Origin of the sequence: Amorphus coralli DSM 19760, assembly GCF_000374525.1 — a bacterium.
In the GTDB taxonomy this organism is placed as follows: Bacteria; Pseudomonadota; Alphaproteobacteria; order Rhizobiales; family Amorphaceae; genus Amorphus; species Amorphus coralli.
This window is the reverse complement of sequence record NZ_KB894576.1, coordinates 169,474-193,175: the sequence shown is the minus strand read 5'-3', so window position 1 is coordinate 193,175 and position 23,702 is coordinate 169,474. Positions and strand designations below refer to the sequence as shown.

The 23,702-nt window shown below is 66.4% G+C and carries 23 protein-coding genes; 17 read left to right on the top strand and 6 right to left on the bottom strand.

The annotated features are described in order from the left end of the window. Positions 1 to 20 precede the first annotated feature (20 nt). Positions 21 to 1,049, bottom strand: a complete 1,029-nt coding sequence (locus tag C507_RS0117740; RefSeq protein WP_018701069.1) for a TAXI family TRAP transporter solute-binding subunit — start codon at positions 1,047 to 1,049, stop codon at positions 21 to 23. A gap of 144 nt (positions 1,050 to 1,193) precedes the next feature. After that, a complete protein-coding gene (locus C507_RS0117735; protein ID WP_051089807.1) occupies positions 1,194 to 2,402 on the bottom strand; it encodes an FAD-dependent monooxygenase in 1,209 nt (402 codons plus the stop codon). Between the two features lie 244 nt (positions 2,403 to 2,646). On the opposite strand from C507_RS0117735, the gene C507_RS0117730 reads away from it, so the two are divergent. Both C507_RS0117730 and C507_RS0117725 read left to right on the top strand, forming a co-directional pair. Continuing rightward, positions 2,647 to 3,609 (top strand): VOC family protein, encoded by a 963-nt coding sequence (locus C507_RS0117730; RefSeq protein ID WP_026319217.1) that lies wholly within the window; start codon positions 2,647 to 2,649, stop codon positions 3,607 to 3,609. Between the two features lie 42 nt (positions 3,610 to 3,651). Beyond that, positions 3,652 to 4,182 carry a VOC family protein gene (locus C507_RS0117725; RefSeq protein WP_018701066.1) on the top strand — a complete coding sequence of 177 codons (531 nt, stop codon included), beginning with the start codon at positions 3,652 to 3,654 and terminating at the stop codon, positions 4,180 to 4,182. A gap of 55 nt (positions 4,183 to 4,237) precedes the next feature. Here the strand turns inward: C507_RS0117725 and C507_RS0117720 are convergent, their stop codons facing one another. Further along, the gene (locus C507_RS0117720; protein ID WP_018701065.1) at positions 4,238 to 5,023 is read right to left on the bottom strand and encodes an IclR family transcriptional regulator; all 786 of its coding nucleotides are present in this window, start codon (positions 5,021 to 5,023) and stop codon (positions 4,238 to 4,240) included. A 315-nt stretch (positions 5,024 to 5,338) separates the two neighbouring features. On the opposite strand from C507_RS0117720, the gene C507_RS0117710 reads away from it, so the two are divergent. From C507_RS0117710 to C507_RS21905, 4 genes are all read left to right on the top strand, one after another. Beyond that, complete coding sequence (locus C507_RS0117710) at positions 5,339 to 7,723, top strand: xanthine dehydrogenase family protein molybdopterin-binding subunit (RefSeq protein ID WP_018701063.1); 2,385 nt, start codon at positions 5,339 to 5,341, stop codon at positions 7,721 to 7,723. Beyond that, positions 7,720 to 8,478 (top strand): enoyl-CoA hydratase/isomerase family protein, encoded by a 759-nt coding sequence (locus tag C507_RS0117705; protein ID WP_018701062.1) that lies wholly within the window; start codon positions 7,720 to 7,722, stop codon positions 8,476 to 8,478. The genes C507_RS0117710 and C507_RS0117705 overlap by 4 nt, the downstream gene beginning before the upstream one ends. Next, on the top strand, positions 8,475 to 9,659 hold the full coding sequence (locus tag C507_RS0117700; protein ID WP_018701061.1) for an alpha/beta hydrolase family protein: 1,185 nt from the start codon (positions 8,475 to 8,477) through the stop codon (positions 9,657 to 9,659). The genes C507_RS0117705 and C507_RS0117700 overlap by 4 nt, the downstream gene beginning before the upstream one ends. Positions 9,660 to 9,766: 107 nt before the next feature. Continuing rightward, positions 9,767 to 10,564, top strand: coding sequence for a tellurite resistance TerB family protein (locus C507_RS21905; RefSeq protein WP_018701060.1), 798 nt, complete (start codon positions 9,767 to 9,769; stop codon positions 10,562 to 10,564). 18 nt (positions 10,565 to 10,582) lie between these two features. On the opposite strand, the gene C507_RS0117690 is transcribed toward C507_RS21905, so the two are convergent. Further along, positions 10,583 to 11,500, bottom strand: coding sequence for an MBL fold metallo-hydrolase (locus C507_RS0117690; protein WP_018701059.1), 918 nt, complete (start codon positions 11,498 to 11,500; stop codon positions 10,583 to 10,585). Positions 11,501 to 11,695: 195 nt separating this feature from the next. Here C507_RS0117690 and C507_RS0117685 point away from each other — a divergent pair, with 195 nt between their 5' ends. Beyond that, the gene (locus tag C507_RS0117685; RefSeq protein WP_018701058.1) at positions 11,696 to 11,938 is read left to right on the top strand and encodes a hypothetical protein; all 243 of its coding nucleotides are present in this window, start codon (positions 11,696 to 11,698) and stop codon (positions 11,936 to 11,938) included. Positions 11,939 to 12,026: 88 nt separating this feature from the next. Here the strand turns inward: C507_RS0117685 and hpaH are convergent, their stop codons facing one another. After that, the gene (hpaH, locus tag C507_RS0117680; protein WP_018701057.1) at positions 12,027 to 12,809 is read right to left on the bottom strand and encodes a 2-oxo-hept-4-ene-1,7-dioate hydratase; all 783 of its coding nucleotides are present in this window, start codon (positions 12,807 to 12,809) and stop codon (positions 12,027 to 12,029) included. A gap of 317 nt (positions 12,810 to 13,126) precedes the next feature. Between hpaH and urtA the strand changes: the two genes are divergently transcribed. From urtA to C507_RS0117640, 8 genes are all read left to right on the top strand, one after another. Next, a complete protein-coding gene (urtA, locus tag C507_RS0117675) occupies positions 13,127 to 14,425 on the top strand; it encodes an urea ABC transporter substrate-binding protein (RefSeq protein ID WP_018701056.1) in 1,299 nt (432 codons plus the stop codon). 120 nt (positions 14,426 to 14,545) lie between these two features. Further along, on the top strand, positions 14,546 to 16,207 hold the full coding sequence (gene urtB / locus C507_RS0117670) for an urea ABC transporter permease subunit UrtB (RefSeq protein ID WP_018701055.1): 1,662 nt from the start codon (positions 14,546 to 14,548) through the stop codon (positions 16,205 to 16,207). Then, a complete protein-coding gene (gene urtC / locus C507_RS0117665; RefSeq protein ID WP_018701054.1) occupies positions 16,207 to 17,409 on the top strand; it encodes an urea ABC transporter permease subunit UrtC in 1,203 nt (400 codons plus the stop codon). The genes urtB and urtC overlap by 1 nt, the downstream gene beginning before the upstream one ends. Next, the gene (gene urtD, locus C507_RS0117660; protein ID WP_018701053.1) at positions 17,406 to 18,152 is read left to right on the top strand and encodes an urea ABC transporter ATP-binding protein UrtD; all 747 of its coding nucleotides are present in this window, start codon (positions 17,406 to 17,408) and stop codon (positions 18,150 to 18,152) included. The genes urtC and urtD overlap by 4 nt, the downstream gene beginning before the upstream one ends. Positions 18,153 to 18,154: 2 nt before the next feature. Continuing rightward, entirely contained in the window at positions 18,155 to 18,850 is a 696-nt protein-coding gene (gene urtE / locus C507_RS0117655; RefSeq protein WP_018701052.1) for an urea ABC transporter ATP-binding subunit UrtE, read from the top strand. A 157-nt stretch (positions 18,851 to 19,007) separates the two neighbouring features. Continuing rightward, complete coding sequence (locus tag C507_RS0117650) at positions 19,008 to 19,274, top strand: helix-turn-helix domain-containing protein (protein WP_018701051.1); 267 nt, start codon at positions 19,008 to 19,010, stop codon at positions 19,272 to 19,274. Between the two features lie 2 nt (positions 19,275 to 19,276). Next, on the top strand, positions 19,277 to 20,983 hold the full coding sequence (locus C507_RS0117645) for a SulP family inorganic anion transporter (RefSeq protein ID WP_026319214.1): 1,707 nt from the start codon (positions 19,277 to 19,279) through the stop codon (positions 20,981 to 20,983). Positions 20,984 to 21,189: 206 nt separating this feature from the next. Further along, on the top strand, positions 21,190 to 21,561 hold the full coding sequence (locus C507_RS0117640) for an acyl-CoA thioesterase (protein WP_018701049.1): 372 nt from the start codon (positions 21,190 to 21,192) through the stop codon (positions 21,559 to 21,561). A gap of 1 nt (position 21,562) precedes the next feature. On the opposite strand, the gene C507_RS0117635 is transcribed toward C507_RS0117640, so the two are convergent. Next, complete coding sequence (locus C507_RS0117635; RefSeq protein WP_026319212.1) at positions 21,563 to 22,090, bottom strand: YHS domain-containing (seleno)protein; 528 nt, start codon at positions 22,088 to 22,090, stop codon at positions 21,563 to 21,565. A gap of 307 nt (positions 22,091 to 22,397) precedes the next feature. Between C507_RS0117635 and C507_RS0117630 the strand changes: the two genes are divergently transcribed. After that, positions 22,398 to 22,865: a tellurite resistance TerB family protein gene (locus C507_RS0117630; RefSeq protein WP_018701047.1), complete on the top strand. Its 468-nt coding sequence runs from the start codon at positions 22,398 to 22,400 to the stop codon at positions 22,863 to 22,865. Positions 22,866 to 22,936: 71 nt separating this feature from the next. Continuing rightward, positions 22,937 to 23,698 carry a glutamine amidotransferase gene (locus C507_RS0117625; RefSeq protein ID WP_245559711.1) on the top strand — a complete coding sequence of 254 codons (762 nt, stop codon included), beginning with the start codon at positions 22,937 to 22,939 and terminating at the stop codon, positions 23,696 to 23,698. The last annotated feature ends 4 nt before the right edge of the window (positions 23,699 to 23,702 follow it).

Below are 23,702 nucleotides of genomic sequence, written 5' to 3'. Positions count from 1 at the left end.
GCAGGGGATCCGGAAATCCCCTACTGCTGGGCTCCGCTGAGAAGCTCAGCCTGGCGCTCGGCATGCTCGGGTGTCCAGAGCCCGACCTCCTCGAAGTAGCGCACCGCGCCATCGTGGTAGGGATGACCGAAGTTCAGGGGCACGAGCTGGTCGGCCTTCACCGACTTCAGAGCGCGCACCTGCTCGCCCATTCCGTCCCAGTTCGAGTGGACCGCCTTGACGATGGCGTAGACGTCGTCGTCGCTCATGTTGGAGCTGGTGTTCAGGAACACGCTGAACCGCGGCGCGCGCATGGGCTCCTTGACGCCCACGAAGGCCGGTCCCGGCTTGATTTCCGCCACGTCGAAGCCCGGCAGATCGTTGATCGGCTGCTCGTTTTCGCCGAGCTTGAGCACAAGCAGGCCACCGGAGACCGAGGCATCGGCCTCGCGCAGAGCCGGGAAACCGGTGATGGTGCCGCCAGCGACCGAGCGTCCATCGACAATGTCGCGCACGGTCTCGGGAATGCCGGTCACGGTCTGCGCCTTGACGTCATCCACGGTGAGGCCGGCCGTCGCGATGACCGCCTCGTTGACCTTGTCGAAGGAGGCCACCGCCCGGTAGGCCATGACCACAGGCTTGTCACGCAGCTCCGCGACCGTGGTCAGGCCCGAGCTCGCCTTCGCGTACATGCCGTAATAGGCATAGAAGACCATGATGGCGCCGCGCACCTTGTCGTGCGGCTGCTTGTACTCGTCCTTGCCGGCGAACGCCGTGGCGGAGTCGAGACCGGAGTTCAGGCCGAGCTCCACCTCGCCGCGCTGCAGCTTCGGCAAGTAGACCGAGGTGCCGGCAAAGGGCTGGGCCGCGGCCGACACGCCCAGCTCGTCCTGCAGCGTCTTGGCGACCGCGGTTCCGATCTGGTTGTAGAGCGTGCCGGTGGCGTTGGTGCCAACGGTCACCCGATCCATGTCGGCAAGGGCGGGGCTCGCGATCCCCGCCATGGCGGTGGCCGCGATCAGCATACCGGCCAGACGGGCGCGGCTCGTGCGAAGATTGGTGACGCTCACGTTGTCCTCCCTGGTGAGGTCGATGTCATTTTTCTGGTTTTCGACAGTCCGCCCTTCTGCGGGGCATTTGGATGCGAAGACCTTTCGCACCGGTGGTCAGGTGTCCGGGGAAGGCTCCCCCCGAAACGCAGCAGCGACGTCGCGTCAGGCGAAGGCCGGCACGAGCGGCACCCGCATCGCGTCATATTCGAACAGCCAGTCGTAGCGGCTTCGCACCTTATCCGGCTGCCATTCCCGCTCGACATAGTCGACCGCGCCCACCGGATCGGCCAGCGCCGCGTTGTGAAAGCGGTCGAGATTGGCGGTCGAACCATTGACGATGGCTGTTGTGCGCTCGATCCGCATGGACTGGTAGGTCTGGAGCGCCCCTGCCGGATCGTCCGGGGTCGCCTCCAGGCACCGCGCCAGAACGACCCCGTCCTCGATCGCCATGATCGCGCCCTGGGCAAGGAAGGGCAGCGTGGGGTGACACGCGTCACCCAAAAGCGTCACCCGGTCGATGGTCCAGTTGGGCAGCGGATCGCGCCCGACCAAAGCCCAGCGATAGGGCTGGTCGAGATTGGCGATGGTTTCCAGCACCAGCGGATGCCAGCCCTGGAAATCGGCAAGACACTCCTCCACCGAGCCGACCGTGGACCAACTTTCGTCGGTCCAGTCGACATTCTCCACCAGGCCGACGAGGTTCAGATACGCGCCGTTGCAGATCGGGTAGGTGATGACGTGGCCGCCCGGGCCGACCCAGTTGGTGCCAACCGGCCGCCGCAGCTCTTCGGAGAGGCTGGCCATCGGCGCCAGGCCCCGCCAGGCCATCAGGCCGGTGAAGGTGGCCTTCGGACTGGCGAACATGCGATTGCGCAACGTGGAGTGAACGCCGTCGGCGCCGATCAGGACATCGCCGCGCACCGAGCCTCCGCCGGCCAGCTTGAGCGTCGCGCCGCTGGCATCCTGCTCGTAACCCTCGGCAGTGGCTCCGAGATGGATCGCATCGGGCTTCAGCGCGCGGACCGCCTCGATCAGCACCGTGTGAAGCTGGCCGCGGTGTACAAGCCAGTAGGGCGCTCCGAAGCGCTCGATGGAGTCCTGGCCGAGATCGAAAAGCTTCCAGGTCTGCCCCGTGTTCCAGATCCTGACTTCCTTGCCGGCGGCCTCGCAGACCACGTCGCGCAGCCGCTCCTCAAGGCCGAGCTCGATCATCAAGCGTGTGCCGTTCGCCGCCATCTGGATGCCGGCACCGAGCTCGGCAAGCTCCGGCGCCTGCTCGTAAACGTCGACGTCAAAGCCCTTCTGCAGCAAGGCAAGAGCAGCCGTCAGGCCACCGATCCCGCCTCCTGCGATCACCACATGCGGCTTCAAGTCGTCCTCCCGTTGGCCGACCGCGGTCGCGGCCTGTCCGGTCCATTGCAGCACCGGTTGTTTTGTTCAATATTTAAGAATTATATTCAGCACTGTCAAACGCCATATAAGCGATCCTGCGATCGGCGCGCGCGTGCCCGGACAACCGTGAAAGGCTGTAAGGCACTTTCAGCAATATACAATTTTCGACGAACATGCTAAACAAGACGCTTGCGGAGGTTGTGACTTGGCGGACCGTGCACCACTGGACATCAGCTCGCTGGGCTACGTCGCCGTCGGCACCGATCGGCTTGCCGAGTGGACCGACTACGCCACCGGCCTGATCGGCCTTCAGCGCGTCGACGGCTCGCGCGTTCAGACCGCGTTCCGGATGGACGACCGAAAGCAGCGCCTGGTCGTCAGTACAGAGGTGTCCGACGACATCGCCTTCATCGGCTGGGAAGTCCCCTCGCCGGATGCACTGGAGCGTGTTGCGGCCCGGCTGGATGACGCCGGTATCGCCGTGCATGCCGCGCCGAGAGCGGTGTGCGGGCAGCGCTTCGTGGGTCGGATGATCTGGTGCCACGACCCCGAGGGCAACCGGCTGGAATTTTTCTGCGAGCCGGAGATCACGGACGATCCCTTCGTTCCCGGCCGTGCGATCTCGGGGTTCAAGACGGGCCCGTTCGGGATGGGCCACGCCGTCCTCAAGACGCCGAACGTCGAGGCGCTGGTCCCCTTCTACCGCGACATTCTCGGCTTTCGCGTCTCCGACTACGCGCTGTCACCGATCCCGCTGTTCTTCTTTCACGTGAACGAGCGACACCATTCGTTCGCCATGGTCGGAACCGACGTGCGCGGCCTGCATCACCTGATGCTGGAATATTGCTCGCTCGACGACGTGGGCCAGGGTTACGACCTCGCCCAGCTCGAGGAGGGGCGGATTTCCCAGACACTCGGCCGGCACACCAACGACTACATGACGTCCTACTACACCCATACGCCGTCCGGCTTCTTCATCGAGTCGGGTCACGGCGGGCGGCTGATCGACATGGACGCCTGGGAACCGCACGAGACCGATTGCGGTCCGAGCTTCTGGGGCCACGAGCGCCTCTACCTGACCGACGAGCAGCGCGACGCCTTCCGGGACATGCGGCTGGCGCTGGCCCGCGACGGCAAGCGGGCGCCGGACTGTCCGTGGCTGCGCTCCGTGACCGGATCGCGCTGACGGCGCCCGATCAGCACGCAACGATCCAGAGGGAGCAACCACATGACGACCAAGCCGGCCCTGCCCACCATCAAGGGCCTCTACCATTATTCCTTCCCCTGCCGTGACGGCGAGGAGACACGCCACTTCTACGAGGACATCCTCGGCCTGCCGCTGGTCGCCTGCATGCAGGCCGACCGGGTGCCGAGCACCGGAGAATACGGCCCCTACTCGCACTTCTTCTTCGAGATGGGAGACGGGTCGTACTTCGCCTTCTTCGATCTCGGCCGAAACGAGATGCCGCTGCCGTCGCCCAACACGCCCGACTGGGTCATGCATTTCGCGGTGGAGGTGGACACGGTAGACGATGTGCTCGTCTACAAGGCGCGCCTCAACGAAGCCGGGGTGGAGACCACCGATATCGTCGACCACGGCTTCATCCATTCCATCTACTTCTTCGACCCGAACGGGCTCCGCCTGGAAATCACCGCCCGGGTCGACGAACCCGGCGAGCTGAAGGCCATGGCCGAGGAGGCTCATGCCGGCCTGAAGGCGTGGACGTCTAAGAAGGCCGCCCTGCTGGCCAAGGCCTGACACGGTCGGGTCACAGGCCGGCAACGCCGGTCGGTCCCGCAATCGGCCGTGCGGATCAGCCGGTGCGGGCGCCGAGGTCACGACTGATCAGGCCCGCGGTCTCCCGGACAACCGTCGCCACTCGTCCGGTCTCGCTGAGATCGGTCGCCTGGCTGAGACCGAGCGCGGTGACCACCGCGCAGATCGTGTTGTCGCTGTCGAAGATCGGACCGGCCGCGCCGAAGAAGCCCGAATGGGTCATGTTCTGGGTGATGGCGATGCCGGCCTCGCGAATATGGGCCAGCTGCCCGCGGGTCTGTTCCAGGAGATCGGGACGCGAGCGCGCCTCGGCCTCCGCCAGGTCGCTCCACTCCCGCTCCTGCAGGTGCGCCATGAACATGCGCCCCGTGCCGGTGGTCATCAGAGGCTGCACGTACCCGACCCGCACGGACAGCGGCACCGGAAGCTCGCTATCGAGCCGGAAAACGATCGTCGGCCCCCGGTTGCCCCAGACAGAGAGGCTGGCGGAGGCTTCGGTCTGCTCCAGGATGCGCGGCATGTGATCGCGCGCCACGTCCAGCACGTCGAGCTGATCGATGGCCGAAATGCCGAGATGCAGCGCGGCCGGACCCAGCCCATAGCGCGACGTAACGGGATCCTGGGCGACGATTCCGAGCCGCTGGAAGCTGACGAGATAAAGGTGTGCCTTGCTCGGGCTCATGCCGGCGCGGTCGGCCAGCGTCTTCAGCGGAAGCTTGCCCCGCGCGGCCGCGAGAGCATTGACCAGCTGAAATCCGATCTCGACGGACTGGATCCCGCGGCGCGCATCTTTCCGGGGGGCTGCAGCATCCTCGTCAGCCATTTCGCCACCTTCGGGAGTTCTTGACTCGGCCATCCTGTTTTATCATCCTACAATTCAATTTTATAAAAGTGAATGGCCGGGGCGAATCCCGGGGAGGAACCATGCCATACGCCGGTCCAGCAGGAGAACGCTCCGTCGGGTCTCATGCCGATCTGCGCCGTTTTCCCCCCGGGATGCAAACGCCCGGCGATCAGGCGCCGCGTCCGGAGGCCTCCGCACGGGTCCTTCTCTTCACCGAACACGCCATGCGACGCAGCCGGAAGGGCGACAACGCCAGTCACTGGATGCTGACGCCTGAGAGGATCGACGCCTGACATGAAGCGCGAGAACAGCGCGGAAGGAGAGTCGAGAACTCCCTTCATCGGCCGCGCCCTGCCCCGGTTCGAGGACCTCCGGCTGGTGGTCGGCAAGGGACGTTACACCGACGATTTCCGCCTCGAGCGCGAAGCGGCCGCCGCCTTCGTCCGCTCGCCGTATGCAGCCGCGCGCATCGTTGGCATCGACGTCGGCCCGGCCCTGGATATGCCTGGCGTCCTGGCCGTCATAACCGGACAGGATTATGTCGAGGCCGGTGGACAGCCGCTGCGCCATATCGCCGATCCGGCCGACAATTGCGACCACACCATCCGCGCCTTCGCCGGTTACGCGCGCAACACCTCCATCGATATCGACCGCCTGCCCATGCCGCTTGAGGCGGTCCGCTATGTCGGCGAGCCGGTTGCCATGGTCGTCGCCGAAACGGCGAACCTCGCCAACGATGCCGCGGAAGCCGTGCTGGTGGACTACGAGGAGACCGGCTTCGTCATCACCGCCGAGGAAGCGCTGGCCGATGGTGCGCCGCAGGTCGATCCGGATATTCCGGGGAACCGGGCGGTGGAGGCCGTCTTCGGGGAGCCGGAGGCGGCGGAGGCCGCCATCGCGGCCGCCCCGTGCGTCATCGAACAGCGATTCGTGAACCAGCGTACCGCCAACGCGCAGATGGAGCCGCGCTCGGTCATCGTCGAGTATGATCCGGAAACCGGCCGATACCACATGATCGCCGGCAGCCAGGGCGCCGTGCGCCAGCGTGACACCATGGCCGAGGCGCTCGGTATCGACCGCGACGCCATCGACGTCACATGCCCGGATACCGGCGGCGCGTTCGGTGCGCGCACCAACGTCTCTCCGGAGCAGCCGATCCTCGCGGTGGCGGCGAAGCGCCTCGGGCGGCCGGTCCGCTGGACCTCGACGCGCTCGGAAGCCTTCCTCACCGATTACCAGGGCCGCGACATTGTCTACCGCGCCCGAATGGGGCTCGACGCGGACGGCCGCATTCTCGGCTACGCCTGCGAGATGTTCGGCAATGTCGGCGCCTACACGGTGTCGTTCGTGCCCATGGCCAACTCCTACCGAGTGATGACCAACGCCTACGCCATCCCGGCTGCCTCGGTGCACATTCTCGGCGCCATGACCAACACCGTACCCACCGCGCCCTATCGCGGCGCCGGACGGCCCGAGGCCACCTACACGATCGAGCGGATGCTCGACATCGCCGCCCGCAGGCTCGGCCTCGACCGGCGCGAGATCCGACGCCGCAATCTCGTCCCGCACGATGCGCTGCCGTTCACCTCGCCAATGGGGCTGACCTACGACAGCGGCGATTTCGCGGGGAACATGCAGCGGGTTCTGGACTTCGCCGACTGGGACGGTTTCGATAAGCGACGGAAGGCCGCTGAAGCGCGTGGCAAACTTGCCGGCATTTCGCTGGCTAACTATGTCGAGAGCCCGGTCGGCATCCCGCACGAGCGCATCGACGTGACCGTCGACCCGGCCGGGCGCATCGAGGTGGTCACCGGCACCCAGTCCAGCGGTCAGGGACACGAGACGAGCTTCGCCCAGGTCATGGCCGACCGGCTCGGCGTGACGCCGGACGAGGTCGACCTGGTGTCCGGCGACACCCGCCGTGTGGTCTCCGGCGGCGGCTCGCACTCAGATCGCTCGATGCGCCTCGGCGGCGCGCTGATGGTCGAAGCCTCGACCAAGATCGTGGCGTCCGCCCGCGCCGCACTCGCCGCGCATCTCGGGATCGCGGTGGACGCCATCACCTACGCTGACGGACTGTTCGGCTCGGGCGCCACGAACCGGACCTTCAGCCTCTACGACGTGGCCGGACTGATGCAGGGCGACGGCCTGCCCGAAGCGCATCGCGGTTCCCTGACCGCCACGGCGAGCTTCCGCGGCCGCATCCCCGCCTTTCCCACCGGCGCGGCCGTCTGCGAGCTGGAGGTGGATCCGGACACGGGGCAGATCGCGATCACCCGCTACACGTCCATCGACGACGTCGGCCAGCCGATCAATCCGCTGATCCTGCACGGCCAGGTGCATGGCGGCATCGTCCAGGGCGTCGGCCAGGCGTTGGGCGAGGCGATGACCACCGAGGCCAGCTCCGGCCAGATCCAGACCGGCAGCTTCATGGACTACGCCATGGTCCGCGCCGGCGACATGCCGAGCTTCGACGTCGATCTTGTCGAAGACCCGACCCAAGGTAACCTTCTGCGGGTAAAGGGCGGTGGCGAAAGCGGCATTACCCCGGCTCTCGCGACGGTCATGAACGCTCTCTTGGATGCGCTTGCCCCGTTCGGCATCGAACACATGGACATGCCGGCAACTCCGGGCCGGGTCTGGACCGCCATTCACGAAGCGAGGAAGGACGCCCGATGAGCGACGACGGCAGCATCGCAACGCGGCTGGCCGATGACGGCTGCTTCGAGGTCACCCTCGACCGGCCGGACGAGGGCAATATCCTTACCCACGCCATGACCGATGCCCTGGCGGCTGCCTTCGCCGCACCACCGGCGAGTGCCCGCTTCGTGCTCCTCACCGGCGCGGGCGACGATTTCTGTGCCGGGCGCGTGTCGCCGATGCCTAAGCCCGGCGCAACCATGACGCCGGAGGGGCTGCGCGCCCGCGTCGCCGATCCGGTGCTCTCCTTCTACGAGACGCTCCGGCGGACGCCGCTCCCCGTCATCGTTGCCGTGCGCGGCCGGGCGCACGGCGTCGGCTGCGCGCTCGCCGGGCTTGGCGACGTCATTCTTGCCGATGCCACGGCCGACTTCCGGATTCCGGAGATGAACCGGGACATCCCGCCGCTGCTGGTCGGCACGGCGCTTGCCGACCGGGTCAGCCGGGCCGGGCTCGCCCGGATGATCCTCGGGCGTGAAACCGTCGACGCGGCCGGGGCAGTCGCCATCGGCCTTGCCTCGGAAGCCTGCCCGGCCGGCGAACTGGAGGGCCGCATCGGCGTCTATCGGGAAGCCCTGGCGCAGAACAGCGCCACGGTACTTGCGACGGTGAAGCGGTTCCTCACCATGGCACCGGATGCCGGGTTCGCCACGCTTCGCGAATACGCGGCCACGGCCAATTCAGCCGCTTCCGCCGAACGCTTTATCCCGAAGCCGGATCCCGAAGAGTCATGACCGGGGCCGCCCGCGCGGCGCTGTGGCGGCGGCAGCCGCAGATCGTCTCCTTTCCCGACGGCGCGAGAGCGACCGAGGTCTACGGCTTCGCAGGCAATTCCGGCCGCGTGAACCTGGAGGGCCAACTCCTCGCAGGCGAGGGGGAGAGCGAAACGGTCTTCCTCTTCATGCACCCGACCTCGACCCTGCAGCTTCTGCCGATGCCCATGGCGCTGGCCGATGCCGGGTTTCACGTGCTGTGCGCGGCGAGCCGCTACGCAAAGAACGACGTGGCGCTTATCATGGAAAAGGTCGCAATCGACCTTGGCCAGTGGGTGCGCCACGCGCGGGACACCCTGGGCTATAGGAAGGTGGTGCTGGTCGGCTGGTCGGGCGGCGGCTCGCTGTCGCTCTTCTACCAGGCCCAGGCGGAAGCCCCGACCATCACCCGGACGCCAGCCGGCGACCCGGTTGACCTGGTGGCAGCCGGCTTGAGCCCGGCAGATGCCGTGATCTTCATCGCCGCGCATCTCAGCCGCGCGGAAACGCTGACGGAATGGCTCGACCCGTCGGTCCTCGACGAAACCAACCCTGACGCCCGCGACCCCGCCGTCGACATCTACAGCCCGGATTGCCCGCACACCCCTCCCTTCGACGCCGGCTTCGTGGCGGCGTTCCGCGAGGCGCAGCGCGCCCGCAACCGCCGCATCACCGCGTGGTGCCAGGAGATGCTCGCAGAGCTCTCCAGTCGCGACGGACCGGAAATCGAGCGCGGCTTCGTCACCCATCGCACCATGTGCGACGTGCGCTGGCTGGATCCGTCGATCGATCCGAACGGCCGCAAACCCGGCTGGTGTTACATGGGAGACCCCCGCACGGTGAACGTGGGGCCCGTCGGGCTGGCGCGCTTCTCCACCCTGCGTTCCTGGCTCAGCCAGTGGAGCCTGGACCTGTCCAACGCGAAGGGGCCGATGAACGCCGCCAGGATCCGGCGCACCCCGGTCTTGCAGATCGTCAACGGTGCGGACGATGCCGTTCCCGCGACCCACAACCCGGCCATCCGTGCCGCGCTTGCCACGCCTGACGTCCGGTACCACGAGATTTCTGGTGCAACGCATTATTATCTCGGCCAGCCGGACCTTCTCGCCGAGTGCATCGCCACCATCGACGCCTGGGCCCGGGAGCGGCGCTTGCTGACCTGACGCATCCGTCGACAGATCAGGCTCCGGAAGCCGAATAAGACTTGGGCAACCGCGTCTCTCCACCCATATGGCTCGTGAGCAAAGAGCAGACGGGTAGAGGTGGATCGATGTTCGACACGCGCAAGCTGCTGGACCAGTTTCTCGGAGCAGGCGGCCTTCAGGGCATGGCCGGCTCGAACCAGCTTCCGCAGTCAGGCCACGGTGGCCAGACGCCCGCCCGGCAGGGTTCCCCATCGCTGGAGGGAGTGCCTGGCGGCGACATGCTCGGGCGCGTGTTGAATTCCGGTGCTTTCGGCGGTGCCGCGGCCGGCGGCCTCGTCACCCTGCTCCTCACCAACAAGAAAAGCCGCAAGATGGCGGGCAGCCTGGTCAAGTACGGCGCCCTGGCGGCCGTGGGCGGGCTTGCCTACAAGGCCTATTCCGACTGGCAGTCCGGCAAGAGCGCCGGCCAGACCCAGGCGGAGGCCGCCGCCGGCACACTTCCGCCGCCCCAGAACACCGGGTTCGAGGGTGGCGCCACGCCCGAAGCCCAGAGCGAACTGAGCCTTGCCCTGCTGCGCGCGATGATCGCCGCGGCCAAGGCCGACGGGCACATCGATGCCGATGAACAGCAGCGGATCTTCGGCTTCCTCGATCAGGTCGACCTCGACGCCGAGGCCAAGGCATTCGTCATGGACGAACTGCGGGCGCCGCTTGACGTAGACGCCGTGGCCAAGGCCGCGACCAGTCCCGAGATCGCCGCGGAACTCTACGCGGCCTCGCTCCTCGTCATCGACGAGCAAAACCAGGCCGAGAAGGGCTATCTGGCCATGCTGGCCGCCCGGCTGAATCTGCCGGAGGACCTGGTCGCCCATCTCCACGCCTCAGTGGCAGGCGCAACGGGGCCGGCCGGCGCGGACGCCTGACCCGAGCCTGTCCGGCCCTTAGTCGAAATAGTCGACGGGCAGCTTCAGGTAGGCGCGCCCGTCGCTCTCCGCCTCCGGCAGGCGGCCACCGCGCAGGTTGACCTGAAGCGCGGCCAGCATCCGGTCGGGCAAGGGCAGCGTGTCGTCGCGCGCCTCGCGGGTGGCGATCCACTCCTCGCGCACCGTGCCGTCCTTGACGTGGACGTTTGACGCCTTGTGCTCGGCCACCGTCGATTCCCACATGGGTTCGACGCGGTCGCCCTTGCCGTAGTCGTGGCCGACGAACAGGCGCGTCTCGTCCGGCAGCGACAGGATCGCCTGGATTGAATCCCAGAGTTCCGCCGCTGATCCGCCTGGGAAGTCGCAGCGCGAGGTGCCGGAGTCGGGATACATCAGCGTGTCGTGCACGAAGGCCGCATCGCCGACCACATAGGTGATGGAGCCGAGCGTGTGCCCGGTGGACAGCATCACCCGGACGTCCAACTCTCCGATAGTGAAGGTGTCGCCATCCGCGAACAGCCGGTCGAAGTCACGGTCGGCATCGAACGCGCCCTCCACGTGATAGATTTCCGACCAGAGCCCGGCGATGGTGCGTACACGCTCGCCGATGGCGTTTGGCGCGCCGGTACGCTCCTTCAGATGGGCCGACGCTATCCAGTGATCGGCATGGGGATGGGTATCGAGGACCCATTCCACGCTCAGCCCTTCCCGCGCCACCAGGTCCATCACCTGGTCCATGCTGACGGTGTCGGTGGCATAGGATTTCGGCGAGAAGTTCCAGACCACGTCGATCAGTGCCGCCTTCTTCGTGGCCGGATCCGCCACAACGTACTGGACCGAGCCGGTGTCCGGCTCGTAGACGCCCCAGACATCGGGGCTACCGGCACCCTGTGAAGGGGAATGGCGAACGACGCGTTCGTTGAGTTTGTCGGACAAGGACCGCCTCCAATCGTGTGCGAATGCGCGGGGTCGGGCGGGCAACGCCCGCGCCGGACCGGTTCTACCTATATATTAGGGATTACTAATATCCATCAAGCCGGTTGCTGCCCGTGGCTCCCATCCCTGTCGGGAACCCAGTTCAAGACCAGGCGTTCCTCCCCCAGACGACCATTGCGGCCGAGACAGGACACGATGCAGGCGAAGACCCAAATTGCCATTCTGATCGGGCTCATGGCGAACGCGGTGATCTTCGGGTTCGGCGCCATCGTGGTGCTGTCGGTGCCGCCGCTCGCCGCCAACGCGATGGTGGCGTTGCCGGTCGTCGTGGCGGTCAGCTTTGCGCTCTCGCCACTTGTCGGCTGGTATCTCGCGCCGCGAGCCATGGCTCGCAACTGGCGGGAGGGAGCCTACCGTCCCATCCGAACGCGTCGCTGACCGAACGTCGCACGCATTTTTCGATCCAACCTCCCCCCTTGAAGCGCCCGGCTCATCGCCGGGCGCCTTTTTTTTCGGGAAACCGGCCTCAGACGAACTGGACCGCGACGGCCCCCAGCGGGCCGAAATCAGCGTGGAGGGTGTCGCCCTTCTCAGCCCAGACGGGCCGGGTGAACGAACCGGAAAGCATCAGATGACCGGGCTCGAGCGTCACGTCGAACGGGGCGAGCTTGTTGGCCAGCCACGCCACCGCCATCGCCGGATGACCGAGCACGCCGGCGGCGATGCCCGTCTCCTCGATCTCGGAATTGCGATAGAAAATCGCGCCCACCCAGCGCAGATCAACCTCGTCGACCTTGACCGGGCGGCCACCCAGCACGATGCCGGCACCCGCGCCGTTGTCGGACACGGTGTCGAAGATCTTGCGCGGGTTCTGGACGCGTGCATCGATGATCTCGATGGAGGGCACCACATACTCGGTGGCCCGCAGCACGTCGACCAGACCGATCCCGGGGCCCTTCAGCGGCTTGTCGAGAATGAAGGTCAGCTCGGGCTCGACGCGCGGCACGCAGAAGTCCTCAAAGCGAACCTTGGCACCATCGCTCATCACCTGGTCGGAGAAGATGTAGCCGTAGTCCGGCTCATCGATCTGCGAGGACGCCTGCATCGCTTTCGACGTCAGACCGATCTTGTGACCGACGATGGTGGAGCCCTGCTTGACCTTGTCATCGGCCAGGGCGGACGAGATCGAGTAGGCGTCATCGATGGTGATGTGCGGGAACATCACCGACGGCTGCGTGGCCTGCTTCTTGGTGCGATGAGCCTCGCGGATGGCATCGATCGCCTGTTGGCGCTCACTGTCGGTCAGCATGTCGGGCGTATCCATTCTTGTGTTGGTAAAGGTCCAGCACGAGACATTGCGCAAAATATCGAGAATTTCTACCCACTCGAGCTTCGATGCGCGATCTGAAGCCTTCGCATGCCCGATCGGCGGCGCTTTTGCGCGATACCAGCCCCAGATTGCACAAAAAGTCGGCTGCCCGCTCGATGGGCACTCGGCGGACTCACTCAGTCTCCCCTGAAAAACTGCTGGTTGAGCCGGGGCGGTACCGGCTTGGCATTCCAGTTGCAATGCCCCTCCTGCTTCGCCGCGGCGAGCCAACCCAATCGCACACCTCAGGAGGGATCATGATCGGCATTCTACGCAGAACCGCAAAACCGATCGCACTGGCTGCCTGCATCGCGGGGGCGTCCATCGGCAACGCCTTCGCGCAGGACGACAGCGACACCATCAAGGTCGGCATCCTGCATTCGCTCTCGGGCACGATGGCCATTTCCGAGACGACGCTCAAAGACGTCATGCTGATGCTGATCGAGGAGCAGAACGAGAAGGGCGGACTTCTGGGCAAGAAGCTCGAGGCCGTCGTGGTCGACCCGGCCTCCGACTGGCCGCTGTTCGCGGAGAAGGCGCGCCAGCTCATCTCTCAGGACAAGGTGGCCGCGGTCTTCGGCTGCTGGACCTCGGTGTCGCGCAAGTCCGTGCTGCCGGTGTTCGAGGAACTCAATGGCCTCCTCTTCTACCCGGTCCAGTATGAGGGCGAGGAGTCTTCCAAAAACATCTTCTATACCGGTGCCGCGCCGAACCAGCAGGCCATCCCGGCCGTGGACTACCTGGCCGATCAGGGTGTCGAGCGCTGGGTGCTGGCCGGCACCGACTACGTCTACCCGCGCACGACCAACAAGATCCTTGAGCAGTACCTCAAGGACAACGGCGTCGCCGAAGAAGACATCATGATCAACTACACGCCGTTCGGTCACTCCGACTGGCAGTCGATCGTGTCCGAGATCAAGGCGTTCGGCTCGGCCGGCAAGAAGACGGCGGTGGTCTCCACCATCAACGGTGACGCCAACGTGCCGTTCTACAAGGAGCTCGCGAACCAGGGCATCGAGGCCACCGACATCCCGGTGGTGGCGTTCTCCGTGGGTGAGGAGGAACTCGCCGGCATCGATACCGCACCGCTGGTCGGCCACCTCGCCGCATGGAACTACTTCATGTCGCTGGACACGCCGGAGAACGACGACTTCATCGATTCCTGGCTGGAGTTCATCGGCGACGACGACCGCGTCTCCAACGACCCGATGGAAGCCCACTATATCGGCTTCAACATGTGGGTTAAGGCGGTCGAGAAGGCCGGCACGACCGACCCGGACGCGGTCATCGACGCGATGATCGGCGTGGCTGTCCCGAACCTCTCGGGCGGCTATTCGGCAATGATGCCGAACCACCACATCACCAAGCCCGTGCTGATCGGCGAGATCCAGGACGACGGCCAGTTCGGCATCGTGTGGGAAACGCCGGGCCTGGTGCCGGGCGATGCATGGTCCGACTACCTGCCGGACTCCAAGCCGCTGATCTCCGACTGGCGCGAGCCGCTGGGCTGCGGAAACTTCAACACCGAGACCGGTCAGTGCGGCGGCGCCTCCTGATCGCGATCTGACGCAAGGGCGGCGCGGGGAGCTCTTTCCCGCGCCGTCTTCGCCGCGGCCCCGCACAGCCGCCCGCCGGCGCCGCTTCCGGCCAACAGCAACCCAGCCCACGGAAACGCCATGTCGGTCCGCCCGCCGGATGCACCCAACCGGTCGCGAGCCTTTCTCGCAGCGCTCGCGTGTCTCGCGCTCGTCCTATTCCTTCTCGCTCCCGCCGCGGTTCACGCCCAATCGGAGCATGGCGCCGAGGACCTCCGGCCCCTCCTGTCTGGCCTCAACAATGGCCGCGACTTCGACAAGACCGCCGAAGGCATCCGTGCCATCGCAGCCACCGGCAACCCGGCCGCCGCGGCCCTGCTTCAGTCGTTTCGGGCAGGCAACCTCGAAGTCCGGAAGTCCGACGACCGGATCGTGCGCGTTGAAAAACGCGGCGGCGAGACCGTCGCCATCGACCCGCTGACCGGCGAAGTGCTCGGCGAGCTCCGCCGGCGCGACACCCGGCGCATCTCGATCAACAACAATCTGCGCAACCTGGTGGACGAGGTCGTTGCGGGAATGACCTTGCGCGCCGACGACCCGGCCATCCGGCAGACGGCCGCACGCGAGATGCTGGCCGCGGCCTCCGCCGACAACATCGAGCCGCTGCGCGCGGCCCTCGCCGAAGAGACCGACGCCAGCGTGCGGCAGACCATGGAGCGCGCGCTCGCCGCCTCCCTCCTGCGCTCCGACGCCTCCCTCGAAGACAAGCGCGCAGCCATGGAAACGGTGGCCGCGCTGGGAGATCGGCAAGCGCTTCAGCTGCTCACCCTGGCCGCATCCGATCCGGAGCTTTCCGAGCGCGCCAACCGGCTGATCGCCGGTGTCGAGCGCCAGCTCGCCTTCTGGGAAGTGGCCCAGAATGTCTGGTTCGGCATCTCGCTGGGCTCTGTGCTGCTGCTCGCGGCAATCGGGCTCGCCATCACCTTCGGCGTGATGGGCGTCATCAACATGGCCCACGGCGAGATGGTGATGCTGGGCGCCTACACGACCTTCGTCGTGCAGGAGACGATCCGCATCCACTATCCCGGGTTGTTCGAGGCCTCACTGGCCATCGCCCTGCCACTGGCCTTCTGCGTCTCCGGCCTGATCGGCATCCTGATCGAGCGTTCGGTGATCCGCTGGCTCTACGGACGGCCGCTGGAGACGCTCTTGGCCACCTGGGGCATTTCGCTGATTCTGCAGCAGGCGGTCCGCGTCCTCTTCGGCGCCTCCAACCGCGAGGTCGGCAATCCGGACTGGATGTCCGGCGCCTTCCAGCTGGGCGGCATGTCGATCACCTACTCGCGGCTGTCGATCGTGATCTTCTCGCTGATCGTCTTCGGCCTGCTGGTGCTGCTCCTGCAGCGCACCGCTTTCGGCCTGCAGATCCGGGCTGTCACCCAGAACCGGCGGATGGCCTCGACCATGGGCATCCGCACGCCATGGACCGACGCGCTGACCTTCGGGCTGGGCTCCGGCGTGGCCGGCATCGCCGGTGTCGCGCTATCCCAGATCGACAACGTCTCCCCGAACCTCGGCCAGGGCTACATCATCGACTCGTTCCTGGTCGTGGTGTTCGGCGGTGTCGGCAATCTGTGGGGCACCTTTGTCGGGGCGCTGTCGCTCGGCATCCTCAACAAGTTCCTGGAGCCCTATGCCGGCGCCGTGCTCGGCAAGATCCTGGTTCTCGTCCTGATCATCCTGTTCATCCAGAAACGGCCGCGCGGGCTCTTCCCGCAAAAGGGCCGCGCGGCGGAGGGTTGATGACCACAATCTCCCCCACACTCCTGACGCGCTTCGCCGTCGGCGCGATCGCCATCCTGCTGGTCGGCTCGCTCGTGGTGATCTACCTGAACCTGGGCCTGCCGGCCGACCACGCCTGGCATGTCCCCACCTACGTCATGAGCCTGATGGGGAAGTACCTGGCGTTCGCGCTTCTGGCGCTGTCCATCGACCTCGTCTGGGGTTTCGGCGGGATCCTCACGCTCGGCCACGGCGCCTTCTTCGCGCTCGGCGGCTACGCCATGGGCATGTACCTGATGCGCCAGATCGGCGACCGCGGCGTCTACGCCAACCCGCTGCTGCCCGACTTCATGGTGTTCCTGAACTGGGACAGCCTGCCCTGGTACTGGCTGGGCTTCGACAGTTTCTGGTTCGCCGCGGCGATGGTGATCCTGGTTCCCGGCCTGCTCGCCTTCGTGTTCGGCTGGCTCGCATTCCGGTCCCGGGTCACCGGCGTCTATCTCTCCATCATCACCCAGGCGATGACCTTCGCGCTGATGCTGGCCTTCTTCCGCAACGAGATGGGCTTCGGCGGCAACAACGGCCTGACCGACTTCAAGGACATCCTCGGCTTCAATATCCAGAGTGCGGAGACGCGGGCCGCGTTGTTCTTCGCCACTGCGCTGGCCGTTTCGCTGGGGCTTCTCCTGTGCATCTGGATGGTGCGCTCGCGCTTCGGACAGGCGCTGGTGGCGGTACGCGACGCGGAAGCACGCGCCCGCTTCATCGGCTACCGGGTGGAGCACTACAAGCTCATCGTCTGGACGGTGTCGGCGGCGATGGCCGGCGTGGCGGGCGCGCTCTACGTGCCGCAGGTCGGCATCATCAATCCCAGCGAGTTCGCGCCGGGCAACTCCATCGAGGCGGTGATCTGGGTGGCCGTCGGCGGCCGCGGCACGCTGGTGGGATCCATCGTCGGCGCGGTTCTGGTCAATTTCGGCAAGACCTATTTCACCGGCGCGTTTCCGGAGCTCTGGCTGTTTGTCCTTGGCGCGCTCTTCGTCGTCGTCACCATCTTCCTGCCGCGGGGCATCATGGGCCCCTTCTTCGGGATGATCGACCGCCGGCGGCAGCGTCGTCTCGCGGCGGAGCAGAGCGAGAGCGCGGCGCGCGCGTCCGCCAGGCGGGAAGCCGGCATCGAGCCGGACGATGCGGCAACCGCCGGCCAGGGAGCCGCGCAATGAGCATGACCTCCTCGCTTCTCTATCTCGACGGCGTCAGCGTTTCGTTCGATGGCTTCAAGGCCCTCAACAATCTGTCCATGGTTCTGGAGCAGGGCGAGATGCGGGCCATCATCGGACCGAACGGAGCCGGCAAGACCACGATGATGGACTGCATCACCGGCAAGACCCGGCCCGATGAAGGCACCATCCTGTTCGACGGCTCCGTCGACCTGACCGAGCTCGACGAGGCGGCCATCGCCAACCGGGGCATCGGTCGCAAATTTCAGAAGCCCACCGTGTTCGAGAAACACACCGTGCGCACCAACATCGCGCTGGCGCTCAAGGAAAGCCGATCACCTTTCCACCTTTTGCTGGCCCGGCTCGATCGCGAGCAGAACGCCCGCATCGACGAGGTGCTGGACACCATCCGGCTCGGTCACCTGCAGAAGGAGACCGCGGCCAACCTCTCGCACGGCCAGAAGCAGTGGCTGGAGATCGGCATGCTGCTGGCCCAGGACCCGCGCCTGCTGCTGGTGGACGAACCGGTGGCGGGCATGACGGATTCGGAAACCGCCGAGACAGCCAAGCTCCTTGTCGATATCGCGAAGAGCCACACTGTCATCGTCGTCGAGCACGACATGGCGTTCGTCCGCGATCTCGACGTGAAGGTGACGGTGCTGCACGAGGGCTCGGTGCTGGCCGAGGGCGCCCTCGACCACGTCAGCGCCGACAAGCGCGTCATCGACGTCTATCTGGGGCGCTGATCATGCTGGAAGTTCAGGACGTTCACCTCCACTACGGCGCCGCCCACGCGCTCCGCGGCGTCAGCCTCGCCTGCCAGCCGGGCCAGGTCACCTGCCTGATGGGCCGCAACGGCGTCGGCAAGACCTCGCTGTTGCGCGCCATCATGGGACAGCACGCCATCTCCGGCGGCGCCATCGTCTGGGACGGCAAGCCGCTCGGCTCCAGCCCGCCTTACGACCGCGCCCGCAAGGGCCTCGCCATGGTGCCCCAGGGCCGCGAGATCTTTCCGCTGCTGACCGTCGGCGAAAACCTGCAGACTGGGTTCGCCGGCCTGCCGTCCTCGGAACGCACCATTCCCGACGACGTGTTCGAGCTGTTCCCGATCCTGAAGCAGATGCTGGGCCGGCGCGGCGGCGACCTCTCCGGCGGCCAGCAGCAGCAGCTCGCCATCGGCCGCGCCATGGTGCGCCGGCCGAAACTTCTCCTCCTCGACGAGCCGACGGAAGGCATCCAGCCCTCGATCATCATCCAGATCGGCCACGCCATCGAGTATCTCAGGAAGCGCGGCGACATGGCGATCCTGCTGGTGGAACAGTATTTCGAGTTCGCCCGCGACCTCGCCGACACCTTCGCGGTGATGGAGCGCGGCGAGATCGTCATGGCCGGCAACCGCGCCGACATGGACGAGGACCGCATCCGCGCCAACATGAGCGTGTGAACAGGGCGCCCACCTGGGCCTTCGCGATCGAGGTGCAGCCAACCCGAGCGCGCAGTCTCTGCGACTGCATGCCGCATCAAAACCGTCATAACTGATGTTTGAAACATCACTCTAGCTAGATAGAGTAGCCTTTCAGATATGTGAGAGGCTGCCCTCCGTGATCACATCAGCCCAGCTTCGCGCCGCCCGGGCCCTGCTCGGCATCGACCAGAAGGCCCTGGCCGAGAAGGCTGGCGTGTCGCTTCCGACCATCCAGCGCATGGAAGCGAGCCAGGGCAACGTGCGCGGCGTGGTGGAAAGCCTGACCCGGGTCGTGGAAGCGCTGGACGCGCTCGGCATCGACCTGATCGGCGACAACGCGACCAGCTCCGCCGGTGGACGCGGCGTCCGCCTCAAGGAGCCGGCTCCACCGCGCCAGGGGTGATCATGGCCACCATCACCGCACAGCCGGCAGGACCAAGTTTCGCCGAGCTGTTCACCCCAAAGCTCGTGACCGTCCTGCGGGAAGGCTACGGCCTTCCCCAGCTGCGGGCCGACGCGGTCGCCGGGCTGACGGTTGCCATCGTCGCCCTGCCGCTGTCCATGGCGATCGCCATCGCCTCGGGCGCCACGCCCGCCCAGGGCCTCTACACGGCCATTGTCGGCGGCTTCTTCGTCTCGCTGCTCGGCGGCAGCCGCTTCCAGATCGGCGGGCCGGCCGGAGCGTTCATCGTGCTGGTGGCGGCGACCGTGCAAGCGCACGGCATCGAGGGCCTGTTCCTCGCGACGATCCTGTCGGGGCTCATCCTGGCGACCATCGGCCTCCTGCGCCTCGGCACCTACATCAAGTTCATTCCCTATCCGGTCACCGTCGGCTTCACCGCCGGCATCGCCGTGATCATCTTCGCCAGCCAGCTCAAAGACCTGTTCGGGCTGACGCTCGCCGGCGCCGAACCCGGCCCGCTCCTCGACAAGATCCCCGTCCTGTGGGCTGCCGCACCAACAGCCGATCCAGCCACCGTCGGGCTCGCGCTGGCCACGATCGCCGTGATCGTCGTCCTCAAACGGCTGCGGCCCCACTGGCCCGGCCTGCTGATCGCGGTGACGGGAGCCACGTTGGCGGCTGCACTGGCGGGCCTTCCTGTCGCGACGGTCGGCACCGAGTTCGGTGGCATCCCGAGCGCGCTGCCGGCACCGTCGCTGCCGGACGTCACGGCAGAAAAAATGGCTGCCGTTCTGCCCAGCGCCATCGCCTTCGCCCTTCTCGGTTCCATCGAATCGCTGCTGTCGGCGGTTGTTGCCGATGGCATGACCGGCCGGCGCCACCGCTCCAATTGCGAGCTCGTCGCCCAGGGCATCGCCAACGTCGCGTCTGGTCTGTTCGGCGGCATCTGCGTCACCGGCACCATCGCGCGCACCGCCACCAACGTGCGCTCCGGGGCGCACGGACCGATGGCCGGCATCCTGCACTCAGCATTCCTGCTCCTGTTCATTCTCGTCGCAGCGCCGCTGGCGAGCTACATCCCGCTGGCCAGCCTCGCCGGCGTGCTCGCCGTGGTCGCCTGGAACATGATCGAGAAGCACGCCTTTGCGACGCTTCTGCGCGTTTCGCGCGGCGACGCCGTGGTGCTCCTGGCAACCTTCCTGCTGACCATCTTCCGCGATCTGACGGAGGGCATCGTGGTCGGTTTCGCCATCGGCTCGGTGCTGTTCATCCACCGCATGTCGAAGACCACGGCCATCGAGACCGCGCAGCCCTTCGTTGCGGAAGACCAGGCCGACGAGAGCGGCGAACGGATGGCCTATGCGGAAGGCGGCGCCGATCCCGAAGTGGTGGTGTACCGGATCAACGGGGCGTTCTTCTTCGGGGCGGCCGCGTCCATCGGTTCGGTGCTGGATCGGATCGCCGACACCCACCGCGCCCTGGTCATCGACTTTTCCGCCGTCCCGTTCCTCGATTCCACCGCCGCAAACACCATCGCCGGCATGGTCGCCAAGGCGCGCCGCCGCGGCGTACGGGTCTGCCTTGCCGGCACCCGGCGGGAGGCGCGTCGCATGCTGTTCGGCCACGGGATCAGACCGCCCGACGTCACCTACGAGCCGTCCGTGCCCATGGCCGTGTCGAAGGCACGAAGCGCGATAGCGGGTTCCTGACCAAGGCAGCCGGACGGCTCTGTGTGAGGCGCAAGTCGGTCTGGACGGCTTCCGCCCTCATCGGCCACACTCGCGGGACCGGTCCGACGAGACCCGCCCTCCCCGGAGATGACCCGCAGATGTCAGAAGAGGCCACCGACAAGCCCAGGCCTGGGCCAGGGCACCGCGGTGACTACCGGGCGTTCCGCACCATCGGGACCCGGTGGATGGACAACGACGTCTACGGACACATGAACAACGTGGTCCACTATTCGCTGTTCGACACAGCCGTGAACGGCTGGCTGATCGAGGCCGGCGTCCTGGACATCCGCTCCGGAACGCAGGTGGGACTGGTGGTGGAGACGGGCTGTCGCTACTTCGCTGAGATGGCGTTTCCCGACGTGGTCACCGCCGGCCTGCGCGTGGCGCGGCTCGGCAAATCGTCGGTGCGTTACGACGTGGGGCTCTTCCGCAACGACGAGGAGCGCGCCGCCGCGGAAGGCTTCTTCGTTCACGTCTATGTGGACCGGGAGACGCGACGGCCGATGCCGCTGGCCCCGGCGCTGCGCGCCGCACTGGCGGCTCTGACCACCGGCTGATCTATCCGCCGACCGGCGCGGCCGACGTGTCGAACTTCGGCACGGCCTTTTCCGAGGCCGCTTCGTTCTCGATGCCGCTCCAGTTCGTATCCGCCGTCTGGATGTTGCCGGGGATGTCTTCCTCCCAGAAGGTCACGACATTCGGCGTGATGTTCAGATAGAGGGTGCCGTCAACGATGCGCCAGAGATCGGGATTGCCCGGCACCTTGCCGCCCTTGGCGACACCGTAGGCGCAGTGTCCGTCGAAGGCCGGCGCATACTTCGCCGGATCGGCCTCGAACCTCTCCCGGTTGGCCTCGCTGGAAAAGGCGAAGGTGGCGCCGTTGTAGGTCGCCGTAATGTCCTTGCGGCCGGGCACAGCCGCCGGCTGCCTTTCGCCCACGGGCGCCTGCTCCAGATCAAAATAGGCCACCACGTCATAGCCCGACGCCGCGAATCCGGTCTTGTCGACATATTGCTCGCCAGCCCAGGCGGCCGTTGACAGCCCGATGGCAAAGGCGGCCACAGCGGCCAAGCGCAAAGGTCTCATGGTTCAGTCTCCCCGTTTCGGCCCCGTCTGCCGGGCCGCGGGCAGAGTGCCGCCGGAGCCCTCGTCGGGGAAATGAAGTCCGCTCAACAGCCCGTGTCGCGGCCGCGATCCGAAGTGAACGCGCGTGCCCCGCGCTTGCAGCCCGGATGGATCGACGCTACCTCCGGGGATGACGGCCACGCTGGCAGGGATCGCGAAGCCGTTCTCGACGTTTCCTTCAGGATGGCTCGGTTCCTGCACCGGCCCTTTTTGACGGGGCCATCGCCTTCCTTACGGCCGGCGCGCCCAGACGCAAGGACGACCCCTTATGCTCAAGGCCATCCGCGAGTGGCTCCAGTTCGACGACGCCGACCACGATGATCGCGCGTTTGGCCCCGACGACCACCGCGTGGCCGTGGCCGCACTCCTGGTGCATCTCGTCGCCATCGACGGCGAGATCACGGAGGACGAGCGCCGCGTGTTGCGCGAAGTCCTGACCAACCACTATGATCTGACGCCGGACGACACCGAAGCTCTCGTCAAGCTGGCAAAGCAGCGCGACGAAGAAGCTGTCGACCTGTACGGCTTCACCTCCGTCCTGAAACGTGTCCTTGACGAGGACGGGCGCAAGCAGGTCGTCGAGATGATGTGGGAAATGGGTTTTGCCGACGGCCGGATCTCGGAATTCGAGGACAACACCGTCTGGCGCGTCGCCGAGCTTCTCGGCGTCACGTCCCGTGAGCGCATCGAAATCAAGAAGCGCGTCGAAGCCCGCATGGACAGGAATGCCGACTGAGGCTGGTGCTGCGGGTTCGGTCCCCTGCGGGACCGACCTGGGACGCCGGCTGGCTGGAGATCGATGACCCGATGACGATACCGCTGCCGAGGATGGCCGAACCGTCCGGTGAGATCCTCATCGTGCTGCATCAGGAACGCTCCTCTCCGGGCCGCGTCGGCCTGATGCTGCGCGAGCGCGGATACCGGCTGGACATCCGCCGTCCGCCGCTCGGCGACACGCTGCCCGACACGCTCGAGGGCTATTCCGGCTGCGTGATCTTCGGCGGCCCGATGAGCAGCAACGACACCGATGCCTTCGTGAAGCAGGAGATCGACTTCATCGAAGTGCCGCTCAAGGAAAACGTGCCATTCCTCGGAATCTGTCTGGGTGCGCAGATGCTGTGCCGAAAGATCGGCGGCCAGGTCGGTTTCCATCCAAACGAGCTCGTCGAGATCGGCTATTACGACCTTCACCCGACCCCGGAAGGCGAAGGCCTGATGGACTGGCCGGGCAAGGTCTATCAGTGGCACCGCGAAGGAATGGCCATCCCCGACAGCGGCGCGACGCTTCTGGCCCGCGGTGAGCACTTCGAGCACCAGGCCTTCCGCGTCGGCGAGACTGCCTACGGCATCCAGTTTCACCCTGAACTGACGCTTGCCATGATGCACCGCTGGACCACCAAGGCCTCCGCGCGCATGCAGTTGCCCGGGGCGCGCCAGCGGCGCGACCATTTCGCCGGGCGGGCCGTATTCGATCCTCCGGTGCGCGCGTGGCTTTGCAACTTCCTTGATGTCTGGCTGGCGGGCGCGCCCTCCACCGCCGGGACCTCGCGAACCACCGTCCCGCTCTGACACC